The organism is Vibrio sp. MMH1-50, assembly GCF_022347645.1.
Classification (GTDB): domain Bacteria; phylum Pseudomonadota; class Gammaproteobacteria; order Enterobacterales; family Vibrionaceae; genus Vibrio; species Vibrio harveyi.
Genome location: NZ_JAKRGG010000028.1, coordinates 1 through 21,534, shown reverse-complemented (window position 1 = coordinate 21,534; position 21,534 = coordinate 1). Strand labels below are relative to the sequence as shown.

The 21,534-nt window shown below is 45.0% G+C and carries 20 protein-coding genes; 10 read left to right on the top strand and 10 right to left on the bottom strand.

All coding sequences use genetic code 11. The features are described from left to right. Positions 1-62: 62 nt before the first annotated feature. The 7 genes from MHO32_RS18185 to MHO32_RS18155 form a co-directional block, all read right to left on the bottom strand. A complete protein-coding gene (locus MHO32_RS18185; protein ID WP_005449929.1) occupies positions 63-644 on the bottom strand; it encodes a DJ-1/PfpI family protein in 582 nt (193 codons plus the stop codon). Continuing rightward, complete coding sequence (locus MHO32_RS18180; protein ID WP_045406573.1) at positions 644-1,285, bottom strand: bifunctional 4-hydroxy-2-oxoglutarate aldolase/2-dehydro-3-deoxy-phosphogluconate aldolase; 642 nt, start codon at positions 1,283-1,285, stop codon at positions 644-646. The genes MHO32_RS18185 and MHO32_RS18180 overlap by 1 nt, the downstream gene beginning before the upstream one ends. Next, on the bottom strand, positions 1,278-2,225 hold the full coding sequence (locus MHO32_RS18175; protein WP_239213318.1) for a sugar kinase: 948 nt from the start codon (positions 2,223-2,225) through the stop codon (positions 1,278-1,280). The genes MHO32_RS18180 and MHO32_RS18175 overlap by 8 nt, the downstream gene beginning before the upstream one ends. A gap of 97 nt (positions 2,226-2,322) precedes the next feature. Next, complete coding sequence (kduD, locus tag MHO32_RS18170) at positions 2,323-3,075, bottom strand: 2-dehydro-3-deoxy-D-gluconate 5-dehydrogenase KduD (RefSeq protein WP_005449923.1); 753 nt, start codon at positions 3,073-3,075, stop codon at positions 2,323-2,325. 9 nt (positions 3,076-3,084) lie between these two features. Continuing rightward, positions 3,085-3,918: a 5-dehydro-4-deoxy-D-glucuronate isomerase gene (gene kduI / locus MHO32_RS18165; RefSeq protein ID WP_005449922.1), complete on the bottom strand. Its 834-nt coding sequence runs from the start codon at positions 3,916-3,918 to the stop codon at positions 3,085-3,087. A 14-nt stretch (positions 3,919-3,932) separates the two neighbouring features. Further along, positions 3,933-5,690 carry a sodium:solute symporter family transporter gene (locus tag MHO32_RS18160; protein ID WP_053052242.1) on the bottom strand — a complete coding sequence of 586 codons (1,758 nt, stop codon included), beginning with the start codon at positions 5,688-5,690 and terminating at the stop codon, positions 3,933-3,935. Between the two features lie 11 nt (positions 5,691-5,701). Next, positions 5,702-6,862, bottom strand: coding sequence for a glycoside hydrolase family 88 protein (locus MHO32_RS18155; RefSeq protein ID WP_038897642.1), 1,161 nt, complete (start codon positions 6,860-6,862; stop codon positions 5,702-5,704). Between the two features lie 328 nt (positions 6,863-7,190). Here MHO32_RS18155 and MHO32_RS18150 point away from each other — a divergent pair, with 328 nt between their 5' ends. The 5 genes from MHO32_RS18150 (at position 7,191) to MHO32_RS18130 (ending at position 14,105) form a co-directional block, all read left to right on the top strand. Then, positions 7,191-8,438, top strand: a complete 1,248-nt coding sequence (locus MHO32_RS18150; RefSeq protein ID WP_009696492.1) for a carbohydrate porin — start codon at positions 7,191-7,193, stop codon at positions 8,436-8,438. Positions 8,439-8,513: 75 nt separating this feature from the next. Further along, positions 8,514-9,665 carry an anaerobic sulfatase maturase gene (locus tag MHO32_RS18145; RefSeq protein WP_239213316.1) on the top strand — a complete coding sequence of 384 codons (1,152 nt, stop codon included), beginning with the start codon at positions 8,514-8,516 and terminating at the stop codon, positions 9,663-9,665. A 15-nt stretch (positions 9,666-9,680) separates the two neighbouring features. Then, positions 9,681-11,426: a DUF4955 domain-containing protein gene (locus MHO32_RS18140; RefSeq protein WP_239213314.1), complete on the top strand. Its 1,746-nt coding sequence runs from the start codon at positions 9,681-9,683 to the stop codon at positions 11,424-11,426. A 96-nt stretch (positions 11,427-11,522) separates the two neighbouring features. Then, the gene (locus tag MHO32_RS18135; protein ID WP_239213303.1) at positions 11,523-13,394 is read left to right on the top strand and encodes a DUF294 nucleotidyltransferase-like domain-containing protein; all 1,872 of its coding nucleotides are present in this window, start codon (positions 11,523-11,525) and stop codon (positions 13,392-13,394) included. 3 nt (positions 13,395-13,397) lie between these two features. After that, positions 13,398-14,105 (top strand): 3'-5' exonuclease, encoded by a 708-nt coding sequence (locus MHO32_RS18130; RefSeq protein WP_049535201.1) that lies wholly within the window; start codon positions 13,398-13,400, stop codon positions 14,103-14,105. Between the two features lie 75 nt (positions 14,106-14,180). Here the strand turns inward: MHO32_RS18130 and MHO32_RS18125 are convergent, their stop codons facing one another. Then, positions 14,181-15,182 carry an arginine deiminase-related protein gene (locus MHO32_RS18125; RefSeq protein ID WP_239213302.1) on the bottom strand — a complete coding sequence of 334 codons (1,002 nt, stop codon included), beginning with the start codon at positions 15,180-15,182 and terminating at the stop codon, positions 14,181-14,183. Between the two features lie 407 nt (positions 15,183-15,589). Between MHO32_RS18125 and MHO32_RS18120 the strand changes: the two genes are divergently transcribed. Next, the gene (locus tag MHO32_RS18120) at positions 15,590-17,428 is read left to right on the top strand and encodes an ABC transporter ATP-binding protein (protein ID WP_239213301.1); all 1,839 of its coding nucleotides are present in this window, start codon (positions 15,590-15,592) and stop codon (positions 17,426-17,428) included. A gap of 640 nt (positions 17,429-18,068) precedes the next feature. After that, entirely contained in the window at positions 18,069-18,776 is a 708-nt protein-coding gene (locus tag MHO32_RS18115) for a DUF445 domain-containing protein (RefSeq protein WP_239213299.1), read from the top strand. A 100-nt stretch (positions 18,777-18,876) separates the two neighbouring features. Here the strand turns inward: MHO32_RS18115 and MHO32_RS18110 are convergent, their stop codons facing one another. After that, positions 18,877-19,353, bottom strand: coding sequence for an Lrp/AsnC family transcriptional regulator (locus MHO32_RS18110; protein WP_005449899.1), 477 nt, complete (start codon positions 19,351-19,353; stop codon positions 18,877-18,879). A 322-nt stretch (positions 19,354-19,675) separates the two neighbouring features. Here MHO32_RS18110 and MHO32_RS18105 point away from each other — a divergent pair, with 322 nt between their 5' ends. After that, the gene (locus MHO32_RS18105; protein WP_005449897.1) at positions 19,676-19,843 is read left to right on the top strand and encodes a hypothetical protein; all 168 of its coding nucleotides are present in this window, start codon (positions 19,676-19,678) and stop codon (positions 19,841-19,843) included. A gap of 7 nt (positions 19,844-19,850) precedes the next feature. On the opposite strand, the gene MHO32_RS18100 is transcribed toward MHO32_RS18105, so the two are convergent. Next, the gene (locus MHO32_RS18100; protein WP_005449896.1) at positions 19,851-20,099 is read right to left on the bottom strand and encodes a hypothetical protein; all 249 of its coding nucleotides are present in this window, start codon (positions 20,097-20,099) and stop codon (positions 19,851-19,853) included. Positions 20,100-20,633: 534 nt separating this feature from the next. Between MHO32_RS18100 and MHO32_RS18095 the strand changes: the two genes are divergently transcribed. Both MHO32_RS18095 and MHO32_RS18090 read left to right on the top strand, forming a co-directional pair. Beyond that, entirely contained in the window at positions 20,634-20,996 is a 363-nt protein-coding gene (locus tag MHO32_RS18095; protein WP_005449894.1) for a hypothetical protein, read from the top strand. Continuing rightward, on the top strand, positions 20,983-21,432 hold the full coding sequence (locus MHO32_RS18090) for a hypothetical protein (RefSeq protein WP_009696503.1): 450 nt from the start codon (positions 20,983-20,985) through the stop codon (positions 21,430-21,432). Before MHO32_RS18095 ends, MHO32_RS18090 begins: the two co-directional genes overlap by 14 nt. The last annotated feature ends 102 nt before the right edge of the window (positions 21,433-21,534 follow it).

Below are 21,534 nucleotides of genomic sequence, written 5' to 3'. Positions count from 1 at the left end.
ATTGTGGAGTATTAAGCTCTTAACCGTGGATGACTAGGGGCTATTCGAAAGGTCAACAGACACTAATGGTTTAGTGGCCAGTTTGAGAAATAAATATGATCCGCTTGCCAATCAACGTCTTTGTTGTCTTGGAACAGCTTCGCAGCAACCGTAAAAGCAAACTCAAAGCTCACCCCTAACCCTTTCGCACTGATGAAAGGAGCGTCGACAACCACAGGCTGATCAACATATACGCCATCAGAAAAGTTCTTCTCTAGACCACCACCCGTTGTGTAATGGTGCTGCCCTAGAAGCTTGTTTGCTGCCAGTACTTTGGCACCGGATGAACACAGTGCACAGATCCACTTATCTTCTGCGATATGTATTTTTAGAAACTCAATCACTTTGCTGCTGCACGTCAAATTGTCCGTGCCCATTGGACCGCCCGGCATCATCACCGCATCGTACAGCTCTGCACTTTTTTCTGACAGCAAGTAGTCTGCAGAAATCAACGTTTTGAAATAGGAGCTCAGTGGTTTGCGATCGTGTATCGATAATACGTCCACTTCAATTTTGAGTCGGCGCATAATATCAATAAAGACCACCGCTTCAGCCTCTTCAAAACCATCCGCTAATAAAACGGCAACGCGTTTAGTCTCCGCCATTACTGCTTCTCCTGTTGATTAACCACCTTCACGGCTTCTCTCGTTAAGCGCCCTATTTCTTCCCAGTCTTGGGCTTCAATTAATGATTGGGGCACCATCCATGTACCACCACATGCCACCGTATTTGGTAACGCTAAGTACTGATTGATATTGCCTTCGTTCACCCCGCCAGTTGGCATGAACTGCACATCTTTATAAGGACCAGAAAGGGCTTTAAGCATGGCAACACCACCTGCAGCCTCTGCAGGGAAAAACTTCATTAAACGAACGCCTTGCTGTCGTGCTTGCTCCAACTCGCTCGGAGTACAAACGCCTGGAATAAATGGAATGCCTTTGGCAGCACACGCTTGCAAAGTATCTGGGTTAAAGCCCGGCGCTACAATAAATGACGCCCCAGCTAGAGTCGCTTGCTCGACTTGCTCTGCATCCAAAACCGTACCAGCACCAATATACATATCAGGCTGAGCAACGCTCAGTAGTGCGATAGCCTCCGCCGCAGCTGGGGTTCTAAACGTGATTTCAATGACGTTCAAACCATTGTCAGATAAGGCTTTGCCTAACGAGAGCACATCTTCAGCGCGCTCAATCGCGACTACAGGAATTACTTTATAAGACGCAAGTTTTGCACCTAAATTATTCATACAATTTGTCTCTTAATAGATCAGTTATTGGTGACGGTACAATGGCACCTTTATATTGAATGACTTTGCTAGCCAATAAGTTGCCAATTTGACATGACGTGCCGAGCTCTAAACCTTCGCTTATTCCCCAAATAAAGCCAGCATTGAACGAGTCACCAGCTGAGGTGGTATCAATCACTTTTTCCACCGAGCTAGCAGGATGATGGGTCACAGAATTGTTCCAGTTTGCTAAAGATCCGACACTGCAACCGTCCGCTCCTTGCTTGATAACAACGACCGCTTTACTTTGCTGATTGAGTCGTTGAATGGTGGTCTCAAGGCTTTTATCGCCCCACAGTGCCTGTTCATCATCACTGGTTAGCAATAAGTAATCGCTGATGTTGACGATGGCTTGATACCAATGTTGAGCATCGAGCCTGCTGCTCCATAAACTCGGACGATAATTGCTATCGAAAATAACTCGAGCCCCTCGGTGACGAGCATCTGTCAAAATCGAGATAAGTTTGGCTCGGTCCTCGTCATCTAAAATGGCAAGAGAGATGCCCGATAGATAAAGAAAATCAAAGGACATAAGCGCTTGTTCAATCTTTGAAAATTGCTCATGCTTGAGTAATTGAGACGCCGCCGATTGATGTCGCCAATAAGCGAAACTGCGCTCTCCAGCATCATCTAATTGGATCATGTAAAGCCCGGTTGGATGTGCTGGGTCAATCAATACATATTGAGTATCAACCCCTTCTACTTGCCATTTTTCTGCCATGTATTGAGAAATCGAATCTTCACCTAGCGCCGTGATATAGGCTGGCTTTAAATCAGGATTTAGGCGACTGAGATAAACCGCAGTATTTAATGTGTCACCACCATAGCTCTGAGTCATTTGCCCAAAAGGCTGCCCACTGAGCTCGATCATACATTCGCCGATCAAGGCTATTTTTTTCATCGAAAACACCGAAAGTAACGTAACAATTCCGAAAGAAGCTCGGGAATAAAATCAGAAAGAAAATGCCTGCGAGTGCAGGCATTTGGGGAGTACGAGATTAGCGAGCGAGCCAGCCACCATCGACAGCTAATGTATAACCGTTCACGTAATCAGACGCTGGTGACGCAAGGAAAATCACAGGACCCGCCAAGTCTTCAGGCAAACCCCAACGTTGTGCAGGGATACGCTCTAAGATCGCTTGGTTTCGATCTGCATCGGCGCGCAATGCAGCGGTATTATTGGTCGCCATGTAGCCTGGGGCAATCGCATTCACATTAATGTTGTGTGCTGCCCACTCGTTCGCCATTAAGCGGGTAATCCCCATAACGCCACTTTTCGATGCTGTATAAGAAGGCACTCGAATACCGCCTTGGAAAGAGAGCATAGACGCCACGTTGATGATCTTCCCGCCGGTGCCTTGTGCGATAAATTGTTTCGCAACCGCTTGAGACAAGAAGAACACCGACTTAACGTTAATGTCCATTACGTCGTCCCAATCTTGCTCAGAGAATTCCAACGCGTCATTGCGACGAATAATGCCTGCATTGTTAACCAAGATATCGACACGACCAAATTCTGTCACAGCACGATCTACAATCGAGCTAATGTCATCCGTTTTCATCAAGTTCGCTCGGATATCGATGAATCGGCGACCTGTTGCTTGGATTTTTTCGATGGTTTCTGTCGGCTCAACAATATTCACACCAACAATGTCACACCCCGCTTGGGCTAGCCCTAAAGCCATGCCTTGCCCTAAGCCTGTATCACAACCTGTCACAATCGCGACTTTATCTGTCAGTTTAAATTCCATGTTTTGCTCCTAGCGAAGATCGGTGGTTTTAATGTGGTCCATGTCGTCGAACGTTTGGTTCTCACCAACCATTCCCCAAATAAAGCTGTAGTTTTTGGTCCCCACGCCAGAGTGGATAGACCAACTCGGTGAGATGATCGCTTGCTCGTTGTGAACCAAAATATGGCGAGTCTCTGTTGGTTCACCCATCATATGGAACACAGCTTGCTCCGGCTGGATATCACAATACAAGTACACTTCCATACGGCGTTCATGTGTGTGACAAGGCATGGTGTTCCATAGGCTGCCAGCTTCCAGTTTGGTTAGCCCCATCACTAGCTGACAGGTCTCAACCACATCTGGCACAATGTATTTATAAATGGTTCGTTCGTTACAGCTTTCACTATCTCCTAGCGTTACTGGCATCGCATCTGCCTGAGTGATTTTACGTGTAGGGTACGCAACATGAGCAGGTGCACTGTTGTAGTAAAATTTCGCAGGCTGACTTTCGCTTTCACTGCCAAATGACACCGATTTTGCACCTTTACCAATGTATAACGCTTGTTGGTTTTCTAGCTCGTAAACCTCACCATCAACGTCAACGTAGCCCAAGCCACCGATGTTGATGATGCCCATCTCACGGCGCTCTAGTAAGTAATCCACACCGAAATCTTTACCAATACCATCGAAAGAAACTTTCTCTTGCTGCGGCATCACACCACCAAACAGAATGCGGTCGATATGACTGTACGTCATGGTGTAGCTGTCAGCCTCGAAGATGCTCTCAACAAGGAACTCCTCTCGTAACTGTTGAGTGTCTAGCGTTTTTGCGTGTGCTTTATGAATGCCTTGACGTGTGTTCATATTTCTTTCACCTATCATTGTGTAACACTTGCGATTTTTTGTTTATTTCCAAGGCTTTGAGAGTAAATCAAGCCTCCGACGGTCATGATGAACAGACCACAGATTAAGAAGTAATAAGCATGCTCGTTCGGAACTAAGAAGAATGCAGTGATGACGCCACCAAAGATCAGCGTTAAGCGACCCAAAATTCGACACTGCATCACATCAGACTCTTCCATGCCTGCTGGCGAGACAATTGGTGTCTTTTGATTCGTAAAGAACTGTTCGATCGCACTCTTTCTTTCCCCTTCAGGCGCTTTGTAGAACAAGCCTGTGCAAAGGAAGAAGCCAACCGTGATAATGGCGTGCATAAACTGGGTAATAACCACACCCAAGTCCCCAAGCTCACGTCCTGTTAGCGCTACGCCTATCGTTTCTGATACCCATTGAGCGTTAAAGACATTGTTACTGATTAAGCTAACCACGAAACCGAAACAAACGGTCGCCCAACCTGCCCAATCAGGAACACGTTTGATGAACATGCCAAGAGTTTGAGGGATCATCATCGGAATATTCACAAGACCCGCAAAGATGATCATCATGGAGAACAAACTGATGCCACGTAATTCGTTAAGGAATAGCGCGAAGCCAATGACAATCAACCCCATCACACCAGTCGAAATCTTACTTGCGCGCAACTCTTGCTCTTCCGTCGCATCTTTGTTCAACATTGGCTTGTAGATAGATTTCACAAACGATGCAGCAACAAAGTTAATGCGTGAATCCAGTGTCGACATTGTTGCGGCGAACATTGCCGAAACCACTAACCCCACCATACCCGCAGGAAGAAGAACCTGAACTGCTGATAGATAAGCCGCTTGATTCGCTTTTGCACCTAGTTGTGGGTACATCCCCGCAAGGTCAAGATCTGCACTTGCAGACCACATTGGAGGGATAAACCACATCACGCTACCAAATGCGAACAACAGTGCGGTAAGGTAAGCCGCTTTTCGAGCTTGAGCCGAGTCCTTCACGCACAAGAAGCGAACTGACTGACCAATGTTGTTCATGTCGATGACACGTTGAATAAAGATAGCGCCAATCCACAGTAGGAAGATTTCTTGGTAGTGGATGCCATTACCCGTCCAAAGCGCAGCCCCCTGCCAGTGATCAGTAATATCGGTAACGCTGTCTACGTTGTTCATCACCGCAATAAAGGTCACAACACTGATGGCAACAATCAATAGTGCCTGTAAGAAGTCACTTGAAACAACAGCCCAAGCCCCACCTGTAATGGTCATGAAAACAACGGCTGCACCTGTGATCACAATAGCCAATTGAATGTTGATACCAATCACCGCAGAGATGAAAATTGAAACTGCATACAGCGTAATTGCACCACCCATCAGACCAGTGATCATGTAGATAAACGTGTAGAAACGCTCTGTCTTCGCACCGTAACGCTGACGAATCGCTTCCATCGGTGTAATTACATTAAGCTGTCGAAAACGAGGGGCGAAAATACGCGCACAGATCAGATAGCCGATAATGTTAAAAACAAAAATCCAAACGACCGCAAAACCATCAATGTAAGCTTTACCTGCCGCGCCAGTGAAGGTCCAAGCACTGAACGTAGTCATAAAGGCACTAGAGCCCGCCATCCACCAGACCATCTTGCCGCCTCCACGGAAATAATCGCTGGTATTGGCAACTTGCTTACGGAAAATAAACCCAAGCAAGACCATGAAAATAAAATAAAAAACAATCGCGCTAATATCGTATCCAGAAATCATTATCAGTTTCCTTACCAGAAGTAGCGTTGATGACCGCAGATACGCATCAATGCTTCGAGATAGTAGTAATCACCGTACGGCAGCATGTTGTTTGCCATGTCTTTTGCGACAAACGATGCGCCTTGAGAAAGTAAGCCATGAGCAGAAGGGTCTGCCGTTAGATCGCATTGTTCGATCAATCCTTGAACTAAATGCATGCCCCATTGCTCGAAGAAATCACGCTCTTGCTCGTCCTCACAAAGGCTCGCAATCAACAAGAAGCCTGCTGCTGTAATAGCCCCCGCCGAACTGTCTTTGTATGGGTGCTCAGACTCTGGTAAACGGTAATCCCATACAGGAACCGCATCATCTTGCAGGTAAGGCGTGACAAACAGCGCTAGCTTTTTCGCAAGCGCCAAAAACTCAGGATTCTTGGTATAAAGGTAGGTTTGAGCAAAACCATGAATAGCCCACGACTGACCTCGAGCCCAGCAAGAGTCATCTGCATATCCTTGAAAGGTTTCACCTTTAATTGGCGTTTGAGTCAGCGGATCAAAGTTAAAGGTATGAAAAGTAGAGAAATCATCACGAACAATATGCTTAGCCATTGTTTTTGAGTGATTAATTGCTGCATCTTTTAATACATCACTATTGGTTTGATTTGCTGCCCAAAAAAGCAGCGCCGTATTTTGTAGCGAGTCGATAATTGTTTTTCCCTGAGTTTTTTCAGGACCAAGAATGTGAGTTTCATTCCATGCAACAATATATTGACCAAGTCGACGGTAGCGTTGATATAAACTATGAGCAGCTTCTATACCCATTGATTTATATTCTTCATCTTCGGTTAACATATAACCAGCAACGCAACTTAATGAATATTGAAAACCTAAATCATGATCATGCCAATTTGGGTTGATAAGTAATTCTTTAAAATAAGGTTTACGCATATTTGCGCTATTTTTGAACGTCTCATCACCTGTCAGCTGGTAGCAAAGCCACAACTGACCCGTCCAAAATGAAGAAACCCAATCTGAAGGACCACAGTATCGCCATGTACCATCTTCATTGCCGATCTTAGGGTTATTAATGCCAATACGAGGGATATTATTTTTAATTGAAGCAACAGCCTTTGTTAATTGCTCTTCAAAATTAGTGCTTTTATACCTTTTTGAGGGATATGCATGTTCTATCATTGCGACTCGTTCCAGGTTGATTATTTTATTTCACGTATTTTTTATCTGGAGCCAGTTTATGAAGATATGAGAGCTTCATTCAATGTGTAAAAACATGCAAAAATGAAAAAAAAGAAACTACTTCGGTAATTTTCCTTATTTAGGTAACAATTTGTGAATAATGTCACAGAGCCAATAATTGAGGGCGATCACGCTTATAATATATGAATCAATAGAGTTTCATTTTTTGCATCCCTCAGCAATTTTCTTCATTCAAATAAAAAAAATAATCACTTAATTTCTGTTGTGACTTTCGTCTTTGAAAAATAAATAGAACAAGGAAATTAATGTGAACCACTCTACGATCAAAACCTCTCTTCTCATGACATCAATTGCCTTATGCAGCCAAGGTGTTGCTGCGCAAGATATCGATTTTTCTGGATATTTTCGTGCAGGTGCAGGTTCTAGCTCAAGCAATGGTGCGATGGTGTCTTACAACAAACAGAAACTTGGTCGCCTCGGCAACGAAGATGACATTTATCTGGGCTTAGGCTTGGGGACCCAGCTTGCGAAAACCGATCAATACGATGTCTATTTCCAATCTCGTTTTGTTTACCAGTCAGATGGTTCAAACGATTGGGAAGCCATGGATGACAGCGATACTGACTTCATGTTCAAAGAAGTAAACGTAGCGGTGAAAGGACTGATACCTTCTCTACCAGAATCTACTGTATGGGCAGGTAAGCGCTACAACCAACGTCACGATAACCACATCATTGATACCTACTACTGGAATGTGTCTGGTACTGGTGGCGGTATTGATTACATTCCTGTTGGTGACGGTCTGCTGTCTGTCTCTGCCATCCGCTCAGATCGTAAAAGCCAAAACTTTGATGATCCAGGCACAAAGAACAACAAGCTCAACGTCAACATTTTCGACATTCGCTATAAAGGCATCAAACTATGGGAAAACGCTGAGCTGGAAGTCGGTCTTGACTACGGTATGCCAAATGAGTCGGATGAATTTACGTTGCAAACCGAAGATGGTGTGATGGCTACTGGCTTGGTTACCTACGGCGGTAAATGGGGTAAGAACAATACGGTTTTCCAATACGGTACCAACGGCTTCTCCAAAGCGCTGTTTAACGACCATGCAGGTAAAAACTACTTCGCAGAAGTGCAAAAAGATGCGTCCGCTTACCGAGTAATGAACTATGGCTTGTTGAAACTGACCGACGACGTTGTACTTGCTCACTCTCTGTTCTGGACCTCTTCAATTGACGATATCGAGATCAACCAGACCACAACACAAACGACTTTTTCAGCGGTTATTCGCCCTGAATACAGCTGGGACGACAACAATAAAACCGTACTCGAGCTAGGCTACTTCGATGCGACGACTGCCGATGACACCCCTCAATCAGCTAGCAAGGTAACACTTGCTCAAACTTGGTCGCCATCTAAGAGCTTCTGGGCTCGCCCTGAACTGCGCGTATTCGCGACTTACTTCCAAGACTATGAAGACGATCATGCATTCGGTGATAACAACGACACCGAATTCCAAGTCGGTATTCAAGTTGAAGGCTGGTTCAAATAAGACAAAGCCTGCTCCTTCGGGAGCAGGTCTTTTTCTGTGAAACAACAATAAGTCTAGAAATAAAGGAAACGCGGAATGCAGTCATCTTACCCTTTTCACATCATGGCAAAGCCGACAGGATCTACCTGCAATATTCAGTGTGACTATTGCTATTTTCTCGGTCGTGAAAAAACGCTGAAAGAAGTGACTGCGAACCCAATGCCGCTCGAAACCTTAGAGCTTTACATTAAGCAATACATTGAAGCTCAACCCACCGATCAAGTGGTTTTCAGTTGGCAAGGTGGTGAACCAACACTGCTCGGTCTCGACTACTTTGAAACCATCATCAAGCTGCAAAAAAAACACAATCCACTTGGTAAAACCATTCATAACGATTTGCAAACCAATGGAATGTTGCTCAACAAGCCGTGGTGTAAGTTTCTTAAAACTCATCGTTTCTTCGTCGGGTTAAGCATCGACGGAACCCAAGAGGTTCATGATCATTATCGCCACACACGCTCAGGTAGAGGCACACATAAAAAGGTGCTCAATGCGGCGGCTTTGCTTCATAAATACCACATCCCTTTTGCGACCCTCACTTGTGTGACTCAACAAAGCACACACTCTGCACTAGAGATTTATCGCTTCCTGCGTGATGAAGTGAAAACCAAACAAATGCAATTTATCCCGATCGTGGATAAAGCCGAGCTAGAAATGCGCTCTTCATGCCTTGTCACCACTAAAGAACCTTATTCTGTTTCCCCACAAGGTTGGGGCGAATTCATGACAACCGTCTTTGATGAATGGCTGAAAAACGATATTGGTCAGGTTTACATTCCAACCGTTGAGGACTGCCTCGCCGTTCTACTGAATCATCCCTCTTCATCCTGTGTGACAAGCCAATATTGTGGTCGTGCTCTTGCGATAATGCAGGAAGGCTCCGTCTACAGTTGCGATCACTACATCGAAGATAGCCACCGCTTAGGTAATGTCAAAAATACACACTTGGCGCAAATGGCATGCGACCCAAAACAACAATCTTTTGGTCTCGATAAGACCCACTCACTTTCTCAACAATGCCAGCAATGCCCATACCTTAAGTTCTGTTTTGGCGGTTGCCCTAAAGACAGGGTGCGTTCAAACAAAGAATCTTCTCCGCAAAATTACCTCTGCTCAGGATTGCGCGCTTTCTACCAGCACGCCATTCCAGCATTAAAACAACGCATAAAAAACGTGTACCCCCAATAACAAGGAAATGATTCCATGAGATACAAAATAGGAACTCTCTCTGTCGCTTTGCTGCTTGTCGCTTGTAATAGCGAGTCGAGTGTCGAAAACACCAGCCAATACTGGACGGATTTTGTTGCCAGCCGAGATTCAGCATCAGGTCTGTTGGATACCTCAACAACACTAACTGAAGAGCGCATTCTTCAAGACTACTCCTTTGCTGGTTATAAATTCAGCGATACGCCATTACCGGCACCCGCCCCAACAGAAACGGATGCTCTATACCATGTGTTTAATGTCCAAGATTTTGGGGCAATACCGAATGATTCAATCAGCGATAAAGCTGCGATAAAAGCCACTATTGAAGCGATGAAACAAAGCCGTACGACGAATCCCGCTGAGTCAAAAATCGCTGTGCTTTATTTTCCTGAAGGCACTTACATCATCAATAATGCCGCAGATGATGCCCTCATCGATCCAGATAACGTGGATGATATTAAGAACAAGCAGCCGATTTTCGTCGATCTGGATAATGTTGTGGTGAAAGGCGATGGCGTTGGTAAAACCGTGCTCAAAATGGACACCTATTTGCAGCCAGAAAATCCATCCAAAAAATGGACGACGCCACACATGTTTCAACTCGGAGCAAGAAGCGACACCGAAACCACAGCCGCAACTATTGAGCTTTCACAAACGCTTGAAGGCGGCTCAAGCTTTTCTGTTCAGGTAGACAGTAGTGCAGGTTTTTCTGTAGGCGACAGTGTTCAAATTTCTGCTTTGATTCAACGCGAGCCAGCAATCAACGATGCAATCTCACCGTACCTCATCGAGTACAAAGCCTCAGCACCAGACACGCCAGTTTGGGCAAATCTGGTTAAAGGGCTCGATAAACGCGAGAAACATACCATTGCAGCTATTGATGGCAATGTTCTGACATTCTCTACCCCAGTTGCACATACGCTCGAGCAAGCCGATACCTGGCAAGTGAAAAAAGTCACCTCTTATGAAAACGTCGGGATTGAGAACATGACGATTTCTGGCAACTGGCACGAAGAATTTGTCCATCATGAAAGTGCCTTGCACGACAGTGGTTATAGCTTGTTAGCACTTAATCGAGTTCATGACAGCTGGGTAAGAAACATTGAACTACGCGATTTCAACCAAGGAGGCGTGCTATGGAATACCTACAATGTGACGGTTGATGACGTCACGCTGTCCGGAACGCCGGGACACCTTGCTTTCACTATCATGTACGGCAACTACAACTTAATTGAAAACATTACCGACAACTCTCACGCTTGGCATGCGCCTGGCGTATCGAAATACTCGATTGCCAATGTGTACAAAAACAGCCAATACGCCGCTGACTCCTCTATTGATTTGCACGGTGAGCAGTCCATGCACAACCTATTCGATAACATGAAGGGCGGATGGATTTATGGTCGCTGGGGCGCGAGTTCTGGCAACCAACCAAACCATCTAAAAGGGCTCACTTTCTGGAATCCTGTCAACACTGGCGTAAGCGCAAATGAATTTATGTTTATGAAGGATGATGGCATTTACGGTCGTGTGATTATGCCTTACATCATCGGGATGACGGGCTCAGAATTCTCTGTCGCACCACAAGCCAAGTACATCAATACCATGATCGAAAACGGCACTGCGAACTACTCCGAAGTACCCGATGAAAGCCTTAAGCAAGCACATTTGGAGTCTATCGGTACGGCGGTTGAACCAGCATCACTGTTCGATGCACAGTTGAATTTACGCCATGCTAAGTAACCGATGAATTCGAGGTAAAGCCGAAAGGCGATGTCACTTAATAATATCGACAGGAGGCTCAAGTCGAGCCTCCTATAACAACCAGAAGCTGTCCTTATGAAAACCTCCGCAACACTCAATATCCTGCACTTCTTAGAGAAGCTCGACCCTTTTGATAAGCTCCCCACAGAGATCGTTGAGCAGCTCGCCGAACTCGTAGTGGTGCGTTACCTCGCGAAGGGAGAAACTATAGACGAAGAAACTCTAAGTCAGTCGGCGCACTTGTACTTCATTCGCTCAGGTGCAATTGAGCAAAAAGACTCGACAGGAGGTTTGTTGGCTCGATTGGGAGAAAATGACCAGTTTGGGTTTACCTTCTTTCAAGATTCTTCCCTTCAATCACAACGTTATCAGGTCTACGCACTAGACAGCACCTTGCTTTACTCCATCCCCTACGAAGCTGTGCGTAAGGTGATGAGCAGCGCAAGCGCAACGACAGATTGCTTTGATCCACAAGCACCAAAACGTCTAAACAGTGCTGTCAATCACTCGCAACACAAGGAAAACAAAAGTTTATTCTTCAGAACTGTAAAAGACATCGCGAGTGAAAACATTACGTCTGTGGACTATCTCACCCCAATCCAAGACGTAGCAGAACGAATGTGTTCTCGTCCTAAAAGCTCTTGTGCCGTCGTAGAAAAAAGCGGTGAATTGGTGGGAGTCATTACCGATCGAGACATGACTATGAAAGTGGTGGCGAAAGGGCTCCCACTCACGACGCCAGTTCACCAAATCATGACCTCTCCTGTAACCGTGATCGATGAAGACGAGCGGATCATTGAAGCCATTTCACTCATGCTAGAGCACAATATCCGGAGCCTGCCTGTCATATCAAAAGGGCAAGTCTGCGGACTGCTTACGACCACCCACTTAGTACACAACCACCGTACCCAATCGTTGTTTTTGATTGAGAAGATTCGCTACGCTGATTCTATCGAAGCTCTTGCCAAGCTGCGCGACGAGAAAGATTCGATTTTTCAGGCGCTAGTTGAAAACGGCACCTCCTCAAACCTACAAGGCAAAATCATGTCGATGATCATGGATGCGTTTACTCGCAGAATCATTGAACTAACGGAAAAGGTACTTGGTCCTGCGCCTTGTAAGTATGCTTGGATGGTGGCTGGTTCTCATGCGCGTAATGAAGTGCATCTCTTATCTGACCAAGACAATGCCATCGTCGTTGAAGATGACAAATTCCAAGAGCACCAACTGTACTTTGCCCACCTTGCGATGCGAGTTTGCAACGCCCTAGCGGCTTGTGGCTACCCACTTTGCGATGGTAAATATATGGCGGCATCTCCTCAGTGGTGTCAGCCTTTGCAACGTTGGAAACACTATTACAATAAATGGGTTTCTAGCCCGGAGTACAATCAGTTATTGAATATCAGTGTGTTCCTAGAGACACGCGCCATCTATGGCTCTTATGAGTTAGTCGAGGAGTTACAAGATCACCTCAACGATTGTATTCAACACAACTCGAGCTTCTTGCCATGCTTGACGCGAGATGCCATTAACATTTCACCACCACTGAGCATCTTTAATAACTTGGTGGTAGAGAAAGGTGGGGAGCACAGCAATACCTTAAACATCAAAAAGTACGCCTTGAATCTCATCGTAGATTTAGCGCGAATTTTCAGCCTCTCGGTAGGATGCAAGCTTGCTGGCACAGAGGAGCGATTTCGTTATGCTATGACTCATAAAGCCATTTCTGAAGATGCCTGCGAGAGCATTATTGAAGCGCTGCGATTCATTAGCCAAGTTCGCTTCCGCCATCAGTTGCATGCTATACAAAACGGGCATATACCCGATAACCACATCGCACCCGATCAATTCAGCAGTTTTGAAAGAAAGCACCTCAAAGAAGCGTTTAAAATCATCGGTAATTTGCAAGACGTCGCAAAGCTCAGGTTTGTAAAGGGAAACCAATAAGCCATGTTGACGAGTCTAAAACACAAGTTCCACTTGGAGAACATCGAGACACTTCGACAACATATCGAAGAGCAAGGTGAATGGGTTGGCGGTTGGGGAACCTATCTCAGCACTCCATTACCCTCTGTCACGTCACCACTTCAACAGCTTAAATATGTCGCTATTGACTTCGAGACAAGTGGACTCGATTTTAAACACGACCAGATTTTGTCTATTGGTTTAGTGCCATTCAGTTTTCAACAGATCGAACTGTCGACCGTTGACGAGCTTTTTATTTCACACGGGCAATACATCACCGCTAAAAGTGCCAGCGTGAACCAATTAACCCCCAAGCACCTCAGCCAAGGGCTTACTATCGATGCAGCGATGAATAAACTCTTTGAAACCTTGGCAGGAAAAGTGGTATTAGCTCATGGAGCATTCATTGAGAAAGGCTTCCTGTCACGCTACCTCAGCAAAAAGTTTGGCATCGTTAAACTTCCCTTTTACTTTATCGATACAATGGAGCTCGAACGACGATTCTTATCATCAAACCTTGCCCATAGCCCTGCCAGCTTTCAGCTTGATGACCTCAGGGAGAACCTTGGATTCCCTGCTTACTACAACCACAGCGCAGCAAGTGATGCGTTAGCATGTGCCGAGCTTTTTATTGCCAGAGTGCATAAAACGACTTCACTCGCCAATGCCGCTCTACACAAGGTAATGTCGTAAATCCGCTGGAGCCCATCAATAAAAAAGCACCACATCTTTCAACATGGTGCTTTTTGGGGGAAATTCAGGGGCGGTCTATAGCACGGCTTTGCGGCTTGGTAGGAACACTTCGCCTAACATACAGCGTACAGAGCCACCGCCAATCGATTCGATGGTAGAAACGTCGAATGGCAGCAACTTACCGTGTGTCGCTAATTGATTTCTTTGTGCTGGTGAGAACGCATCGTAAGCCGATTGAGACATAGCAATGACCTTATCGCCGCGTACCGTTTCCAGTTGAAGGATGTTGCCGCAGAACTGGTTCATCTGCTCAAGTGAAATCGAGATAACCTGCTTGTCTTTCGCCAACGATTTAAGCACAAAGCGGCGTTCAAACTCAGGGATCACTTCATCACAAATCACGCAAAACTGCTCACCCACAGCCATCATCACGTTAGTGTGGTAAATCGGAGCACCAGAAGGCAAACGGGTTTGAAAAGAAATCACGCGATCATAACCAATGCGCTTGGCGTAATCTTCTAAAACCAGACGATCGCAACGTTGTGAGAGCGCGGCATAAACGGTTTTGTTGAAGTGATCGAACACCATTACGCCCGTGCTTTCTAGGTAGGCTTCTTCATCCAGATATTCAATCAGTGAGTCTTGTTGATGCACTTCACGACCTGCGTGCGCTAATGCAGCGACCAACGCATCCGGACGAACTTCATGCTGACGGTTTTCACATGCCATCGGGAAGGTATACAAAGTGCCTTCTGGGGTAGTGCTAAACCAGTTATTAGGGAAAACCGCATCTGGCGTGGCAATTTCTGATTGAGGGTAATCAAACTCAACGACTTGCACGCCTTCTTTACGCAAGGTTTCAACCATCGCGGAAAATTCAGCCATGGTGTTACGTGAGACTTCTTCTTGAGTCAGAGAAACTTGGTGTTGAAACTCGTTGTCTTGCGCAGTTTCTTCGTTAAAACGAAACTCTTTAGGTGGCACCATCACAACGCAATTTGCGGTATGACGCAGAGCACTTTGCGTGCTTTCTTCTTTTCCATGTGCATTCTGAGGCACTGATTCGTGTAATAGCATCCAATACATTCCTTTTCACTAGAATGATGAGATTGTAAATTTATTGTTAACCGCGGTTTTGCTGTTTTTAATAATAAATCCATCAACCAAAAGTAAATATTTTGGTATAAGACCGGATTAACCCGACTTTTTATTGTCACTTTGTCGATTTACTGTTTTGTGACGCATGAATGGTCATCTCAAGAATAATGCACTAGCGAATTCTTTATAACCAACTAGTTACATTTAAAAGGCAATCGGTTAGACTATTTTTTCGCCTCTCACACATACGCAAATACGTCTGCTTTTCTGGCTAGCAGACCACAATATGTCTTATCTCCACGTTCAGGATTTCTGCCTCGTCCAAGGCAAGAAGAATTGACGGATTCACCCTCTGACGTGGCAATGCTTTAACTTTAGGATGAGTTATGTTTAAACGATTTGAAGGCTTTACCGAGCCGTTCCCCAAATCACAGCCTGACCAACCCCCAACTGGGATTTACGCCTTCTTGCGCCATTACACGCGCGGCTTTGAGAAACCGCTGATCATCATGTCGATCATGTCGACGATTGTGGCGATCGTAGAAGTATCTCTGTTTGGTGCCATGGGTCAGTTGGTTGATTGGCTATCCACCAGCAATCCAGAAACCTTTTTGCAAGACAACAAAGCAGACCTTATTTTCTACGGCTCTTTATTGCTGATTGTCATGCCGATTTTGGTGGTGGTTTACTCACTGCTGATTCACCAAACCCTGCTGGGTAACTACCCAATGTCGGTACGTTGGCTTGCGCACCGTTACTTGCTAAATCAAAGCCTGAACTTCTATCAGGATGATTTTGCAGGACGTGTCGCCACCAAGGTGATGCAAACCTCTCTGGCGGTGCGAGAAACCGTCATGAAGACGATGGATGTGTTCGTCTACGTCTTAGTTTACTTCACCAGCATCATCGTGATGTTAGCCGCCGCTGATTGGCGTTTGATGATCCCAATGTTGGTGTGGCTACTGGCGTACATCGCCATTCAGATCCACTTTGTTCCGAAACTAAAGGCCGTGGCGACTGAGCAAGCCGATGCACGCTCCACCATGACAGGGCGCATTGTCGACAGCTATACCAACATTCAAACTGTGAAGCTGTTCTCGCACAGTAAACGAGAGACCGAGTACGCCGAAGAAGGCATGAAAGGCTTCTTGAATACTGTGTATCGCCAAATGCGCTTGGTGACCGGCTTCGATGTAGCAGTAGAGATTTCCAATTATCTATTGGTGTTCTCGGTGGCTGCGCTATCGATTTACTTGTGGTTGGATAGCGCGATTAGCGTTGGTGCCATTGCAATTGCTATCAGCTTAGCCCTGCGTATCAATGGTATGTCGATGTGGATCATGTGGGAAGTCGGTGCCCTATTCGAAAACTTGGGTACTGTCGTAGATGGCATGAAGACGCTATCTAAACCTATCGACATCAAAGACAAAGCCGATGCGAAAGATCTGCAAGTTTCTCAAGGCGGCATCCACTTCGATAACGTGAGCTTCCATTATGGTGAGAAAAAGGGCGTGATAAACAACCTCGACCTTAATATCAAACCGGGTGAGAAAGTGGGCTTAGTTGGACGATCTGGCGCGGGTAAATCCACCTTAGTGAACTTGCTATTGCGCTTCCACGATGTAGAGGAAGGTTGCATCAAGATTGATGGGCAGGAAATCTCGAGCGTCACGCAAGACTCGCTACGCTCGAATATTGGTATGGTGACGCAAGATACGTCTTTGCTACACCGCTCAATCCGCGACAATATCTTGTATGGCAACCCAGATGCGACTGAAGAAGACCTGATTAAAGCGACTAAGCAAGCGCACGCACACGAGTTTATCGAAACCCTAACCGACCCGTTCGGCAACGTGGGTTACGACGCACAAGTCGGTGAGCGTGGTGTGAAGCTGTCTGGTGGTCAACGCCAGCGTATTGCGATTTCACGCGTACTGCTAAAAGACGCACCTTTGCTGGTACTTGATGAAGCGACTTCAGCACTGGATTCAGAAGTTGAAGCCGCCATTCAAGAAAGCTTGAACGAGCTGATGCAAGGCAAAACCGTTATCGCCATCGCGCACCGTTTGTCGACCATTGCGCAAATGGATCGCTTGATTGTGCTTGATAAAGGCAACATCGTCGAACAAGGCACACACAAAGAGCTTATTGCCAACAACGGCATTTACGCTCAGCTTTGGGCGCACCAAACAGGTGGCTTCCTTGGGGAAGAGCTCGAGGGTTAACGTTCTTAAATTGCAGTAAATCACCAAACTAAAACGGCGCAATAAGCGCCGTTTTTTCATTCGATTTTGCTATGTCGAGCCGCTTTCCCAAGAAGACACCCCACACAAATAGTGATGGTGATCACTTATTTTCTCAGATATAAAACAATTTTGTGGGTGAAAGTCACACTTTTTCTGGTAGTATGGCGTCCCGTTGCGTAATCGTTAGTAGTGGACACAACGCAGAGTAGCAAGCTGGATTCATTTGTAATTTCACTTTTTGAGAAACAGCTATACTCAATTGATGGCTTAGTTATTAATCTAATAATAAGGTAATTAGCTTATGTGTAAATGTGGTTCAATGCAGATCGTACAAGTAAAACCAAGTTGGGCAGACAAATTATTCGGCTACTCAGAGCGCTGGAAATGCCAACTTTGTTGTAAGGTCTTCCGCTTCTAAAAACACAATAAAAGTACACTTAGAATTTCTAAGAAAAAGCAGTGACCCGGCAGTGAATGTCGGGTTTTGTTTTTTTAGCGCTAACCTATTTCATCCCGCCTAAAAGCAGACCCAATCAAGCTCAACCTAGCATCTCTCTACCAGTTAGGTATAGAATCATGCCCACTTATTACTTCATCAATTCATACATAATCGGTCACTATGAACAAAAGTTTGCTGACTAATATCCTCGCGATCGCCATGATGGGCGCGGGATACCACATTCAAAATGATTACCTTTGGTTCGCGGGTCTATTCGCTTTTTCTGGCGCTATCACCAACTGGTTAGCGATTCACATGCTGTTTGAAAAAATACCCGGCTTGTACGGTTCAGGTGTCATTCCAGCTCGTTTCGAAGAGTTTAAATTGGCAATCAAAAACTTGATGATGGAGCAATTCTTTACCGAAGCGAACATCGATCGTTTCCTAAACAAGGAAATGGCTGGCGGCGTAAACATCAACCTAGAACCAGTGATCGAGAAAGTCGACTTAAACCCAGCCTTTGATTCTCTAGTGGAAGTCATTGAAGGTTCTCAATTTGGCGGCATGCTCGCAATGTTTGGTGGCGCAGAAGCGCTACAACCAATGCGTCAGCCATTTGTTGAGAAGATGCAAGAGTCCATCATCGAACTGAGCAAGAGCGACAGCATCAAAGAAGCACTCAAAGAGCAGTTAGAGTCACCAGCAATGATGGATGAAATCAAACAGAATATTGAAAGCATCATCGATCAGCGCCTAAGTGAATTGACGCCAGCGCTGGTAAAAGAGATCGTACAGAAGATGATTAAAGAACATCTTGGCTGGCTCGTCGTTTGGGGTGGGGTATTTGGTGGTCTGATCGGCGTACTGACAACTTTCGTCAGTGCCTAAGTGCCATCTAATCACTAATGCTGATTAACTCGCATTAAGAACTCAAAAGGAGCCCAATTGGCTCCTTTTTTGTATCTGTGTTTCGCACACTTTGTGCAATTTAACCAAGCAGCTCGGGGTTCACCCCAAAGCCCGTCTTGTGTTCTTCAATGACCACTTCACTACGAGTTTGTATCACACCAGGCAACGTCCCAAGCTTACTCGACATAAACTCTTGGTAAGCCTTCATGTTCTTCACTCGCACTTTGATCATGGTATCGAAGTCACCTGACAGCGAATAGCACTCTTCTATTTCAGGCATTAACTCTACCGCTTTAGCAAACTTCTCAAAAATCGAAAAGCTGGTTTGATCTAAGCGAATATGGATGAAGACCTGCACATCCAACCCAAGCTTCTCCGCATTGAGCTCGGCATGATAACCATTTATGTAGCCTTCTTTCTCTAACCGTTTGACACGCTCAGAGCATGGTGATGTGGTTAAGTTAACCTGCTTTGCCAGTTCTACGACCGGAATTCGCCCACGAGAATGCAGCACTCTCAAAATTTGCAAATCAATTCTGTCTAATTGGTAACTCATTAACCACATCCTTGTAACAACTCAGGAGTCATCAGAGTAATAGTAACTATTCAGTTTGCAAATAGTGATATCAACAACGTGTGAAACCTGCATACATTTAACGTTTGCCCAGCACAAAAATTCATCAAATAGTCAAAAAATAAAAACATTTATCTGCATAATTTATAAATCAACACACCAATATTGGCGACTTTATTAATCAGATAATTTTGTTAACAAAATAATGGAATGATGAACTTTGAAGAGAAAAACATGAGCTGCAGAGAAAAGAAATGAGCCAAATGATAAGGCAATAATAGGTAAAAATATTAAGGAGAAAGCAATGTTAACCCTACAACTCGCGTACAAACCATTTGGCGTTGGAGAATGGACGTACACGACCGTCTCACACGAAGTCGCAAAGTCTCTGGCGTCTGAATATGCGTCTTACGGCTGGCCAGTTATGATCGACGGATTGCCATTCGCAACAGAAAAAGATCTTGCTGCGTAAGCGTCAATTACATAATTGCTGATGTCTGTCGCGCTGGATGCTGAACCACTTCACCAATAGCGCGATGGTTACAACAACGGCAGTAGTACTGCGGTTCCATCTCGTAGTAATGCTCACCCGATACAAACTTTGCCATCAACTGAGTAAAACTGACGACTTTGCCAGTTAGCGTGGCGATATGCTCTGGTTCACAACGCTTCATGATCACTTTATGCTGCGTTGATCTTCTACAAACTGAGCAATAAATATCCGGCATTTCTCTTCTCCCTGATTTTCTGTGCTACTGACAATTGACATATTTTGTTCAAAATAATTCCACAATTAAAAAGCCCCTTTAGTTTTTTGTGCCCCACATCCAAAAAATTCCGCACACGTGCCTGAAAACTGAGACCTTGGTCAGACCTCAACTTTTGTATCAAATTATGAACAATAACGCCTATGTATGTAATACTATGAGATACTACGCATAAGTAATTGTCACTGTGTATTTTTTACATTCGGCATTAAAGAGCGTCTTGATTCCGACAGGTGAGAGAGAACGGATACCTCTCTTCCGACTCGTGTAATTTACAGTGTGAATTGTGCACAAAAAAAATCGCACTACCCCTCGCGCAGTTCAATGCGGATTTGATGCGAATAACTAAACCTGAAAGCGTTCCGCAAACTAAAGAAAGCACTGAGTATACGGTGGGACTTGCCTCTTAGATTTGTTGTTCAGCGAAACTAAGCGGCTCTCATCGTGACATTATGATGTGCAAAAGATAACTAGATAGAACATGGAGTCATTGGCATGGAAAGCCTCGCAAAATCTCTCAATCAACAAGGGTTCCGCTGTCATGCGCTAGATCGAAAGGTCAAAGTAGAACTCGGTAGCTTTGGGCAATACGTTTACGTTATTAAGGACTACCAAACTGGTCACTATTTGGTTCAGCGCCATTTAACCATCCAAATCGCGACGTTTATCCTTATGCTGATTACAGGTCTGTATGGCTTAGTAACCAAAGGAAGTGGTATCAGCGCGGTCCTTGCGGCTATCTCCGTTGGTGGGCTAATAAACCTGATTTTAATTGAAGTGAAATCTCAGCCGCTTACACAAGCTCTGCGTAAACTGTCAAACATAAGCAGCGAGGAAATTCGAAGTGATCATTCATGAGACCTCACAAAACCTACCAAAGAACAATCCGTTCTTATTCAGCATTTGGTTTCTATCACTCACCTACTTTGCTTATATAGGCGGTTACCTATGGTTAATAGGGGCAGGATTGGCTGTATTTATTCTATTGCTGTACGTATTACATCTATCTAAGCGTAAGTGGTTTACGCCAAAATCGATCAGCATTGAGCCCGCTTCTAACAGTTTGAAGTACCATCAAGATTCTACAGTGTACTTTCGTATTCCATTGAATGAAATCAGCAAGGTTCAAATTGAGAAAGAACCTTTCAGTAATAACTGCTTGATGCTCTACACCGCCACAGATTCCTATCAGGTTCCAAATTCCAACAACTTCGATAAACTACAATTAGCGCAATTAATGAAACAGATCGAAGAGAAAATTGATGATAGAGATAGTCAAAGCGCAAACGAATGACATTATACCCAAGTGACTTCAAGATGCAGGATTCAGAGCGTTGTCATTGATTCGAGTTCAAGGAAAACAACACAGCGTAATAGCCAGCTCTTTCCAAGTTGT

Excerpts from the sequence above, each read along its gene's own strand:
- MHO32_RS18185 (WP_005449929.1), bottom strand. The coding sequence starts at position 644 with ATGGCGGAGACTAAACGCGTTGCCGTTTTATTAGCGGATGGTTTTGAA.
- MHO32_RS18180 (WP_045406573.1), bottom strand. The coding sequence starts at position 1,285 with ATGAATAATTTAGGTGCAAAACTTGCGTCTTATAAAGTAATTCCTGTA.
- MHO32_RS18175 (WP_239213318.1), bottom strand. The coding sequence starts at position 2,225 with ATGAAAAAAATAGCCTTGATCGGCGAATGTATGATCGAGCTCAGTGGG.
- kduD (WP_005449923.1), bottom strand. The coding sequence starts at position 3,075 with ATGGAATTTAAACTGACAGATAAAGTCGCGATTGTGACAGGTTGTGAT.
- kduI (WP_005449922.1), bottom strand. The coding sequence starts at position 3,918 with ATGAACACACGTCAAGGCATTCATAAAGCACACGCAAAAACGCTAGAC.
- MHO32_RS18160 (WP_053052242.1), bottom strand. The coding sequence starts at position 5,690 with ATGATTTCTGGATACGATATTAGCGCGATTGTTTTTTATTTTATTTTC.
- MHO32_RS18155 (WP_038897642.1), bottom strand. The coding sequence starts at position 6,862 with ATGATAGAACATGCATATCCCTCAAAAAGGTATAAAAGCACTAATTTT.
- MHO32_RS18145 (WP_239213316.1), top strand. The coding sequence starts at position 8,514 with ATGCAGTCATCTTACCCTTTTCACATCATGGCAAAGCCGACAGGATCT.
- MHO32_RS18140 (WP_239213314.1), top strand. The coding sequence starts at position 9,681 with ATGAGATACAAAATAGGAACTCTCTCTGTCGCTTTGCTGCTTGTCGCT.
- MHO32_RS18135 (WP_239213303.1), top strand. The coding sequence starts at position 11,523 with ATGAAAACCTCCGCAACACTCAATATCCTGCACTTCTTAGAGAAGCTC.
- MHO32_RS18130 (WP_049535201.1), top strand. The coding sequence starts at position 13,398 with ATGTTGACGAGTCTAAAACACAAGTTCCACTTGGAGAACATCGAGACA.
- MHO32_RS18125 (WP_239213302.1), bottom strand. The coding sequence starts at position 15,182 with ATGCTATTACACGAATCAGTGCCTCAGAATGCACATGGAAAAGAAGAA.
- MHO32_RS18120 (WP_239213301.1), top strand. The coding sequence starts at position 15,590 with ATGTTTAAACGATTTGAAGGCTTTACCGAGCCGTTCCCCAAATCACAG.
- MHO32_RS18115 (WP_239213299.1), top strand. The coding sequence starts at position 18,069 with ATGAACAAAAGTTTGCTGACTAATATCCTCGCGATCGCCATGATGGGC.
- MHO32_RS18110 (WP_005449899.1), bottom strand. The coding sequence starts at position 19,353 with ATGAGTTACCAATTAGACAGAATTGATTTGCAAATTTTGAGAGTGCTG.
- MHO32_RS18105 (WP_005449897.1), top strand. The coding sequence starts at position 19,676 with ATGTTAACCCTACAACTCGCGTACAAACCATTTGGCGTTGGAGAATGG.
- MHO32_RS18100 (WP_005449896.1), bottom strand. The coding sequence starts at position 20,099 with ATGCCGGATATTTATTGCTCAGTTTGTAGAAGATCAACGCAGCATAAA.
- MHO32_RS18095 (WP_005449894.1), top strand. The coding sequence starts at position 20,634 with ATGGAAAGCCTCGCAAAATCTCTCAATCAACAAGGGTTCCGCTGTCAT.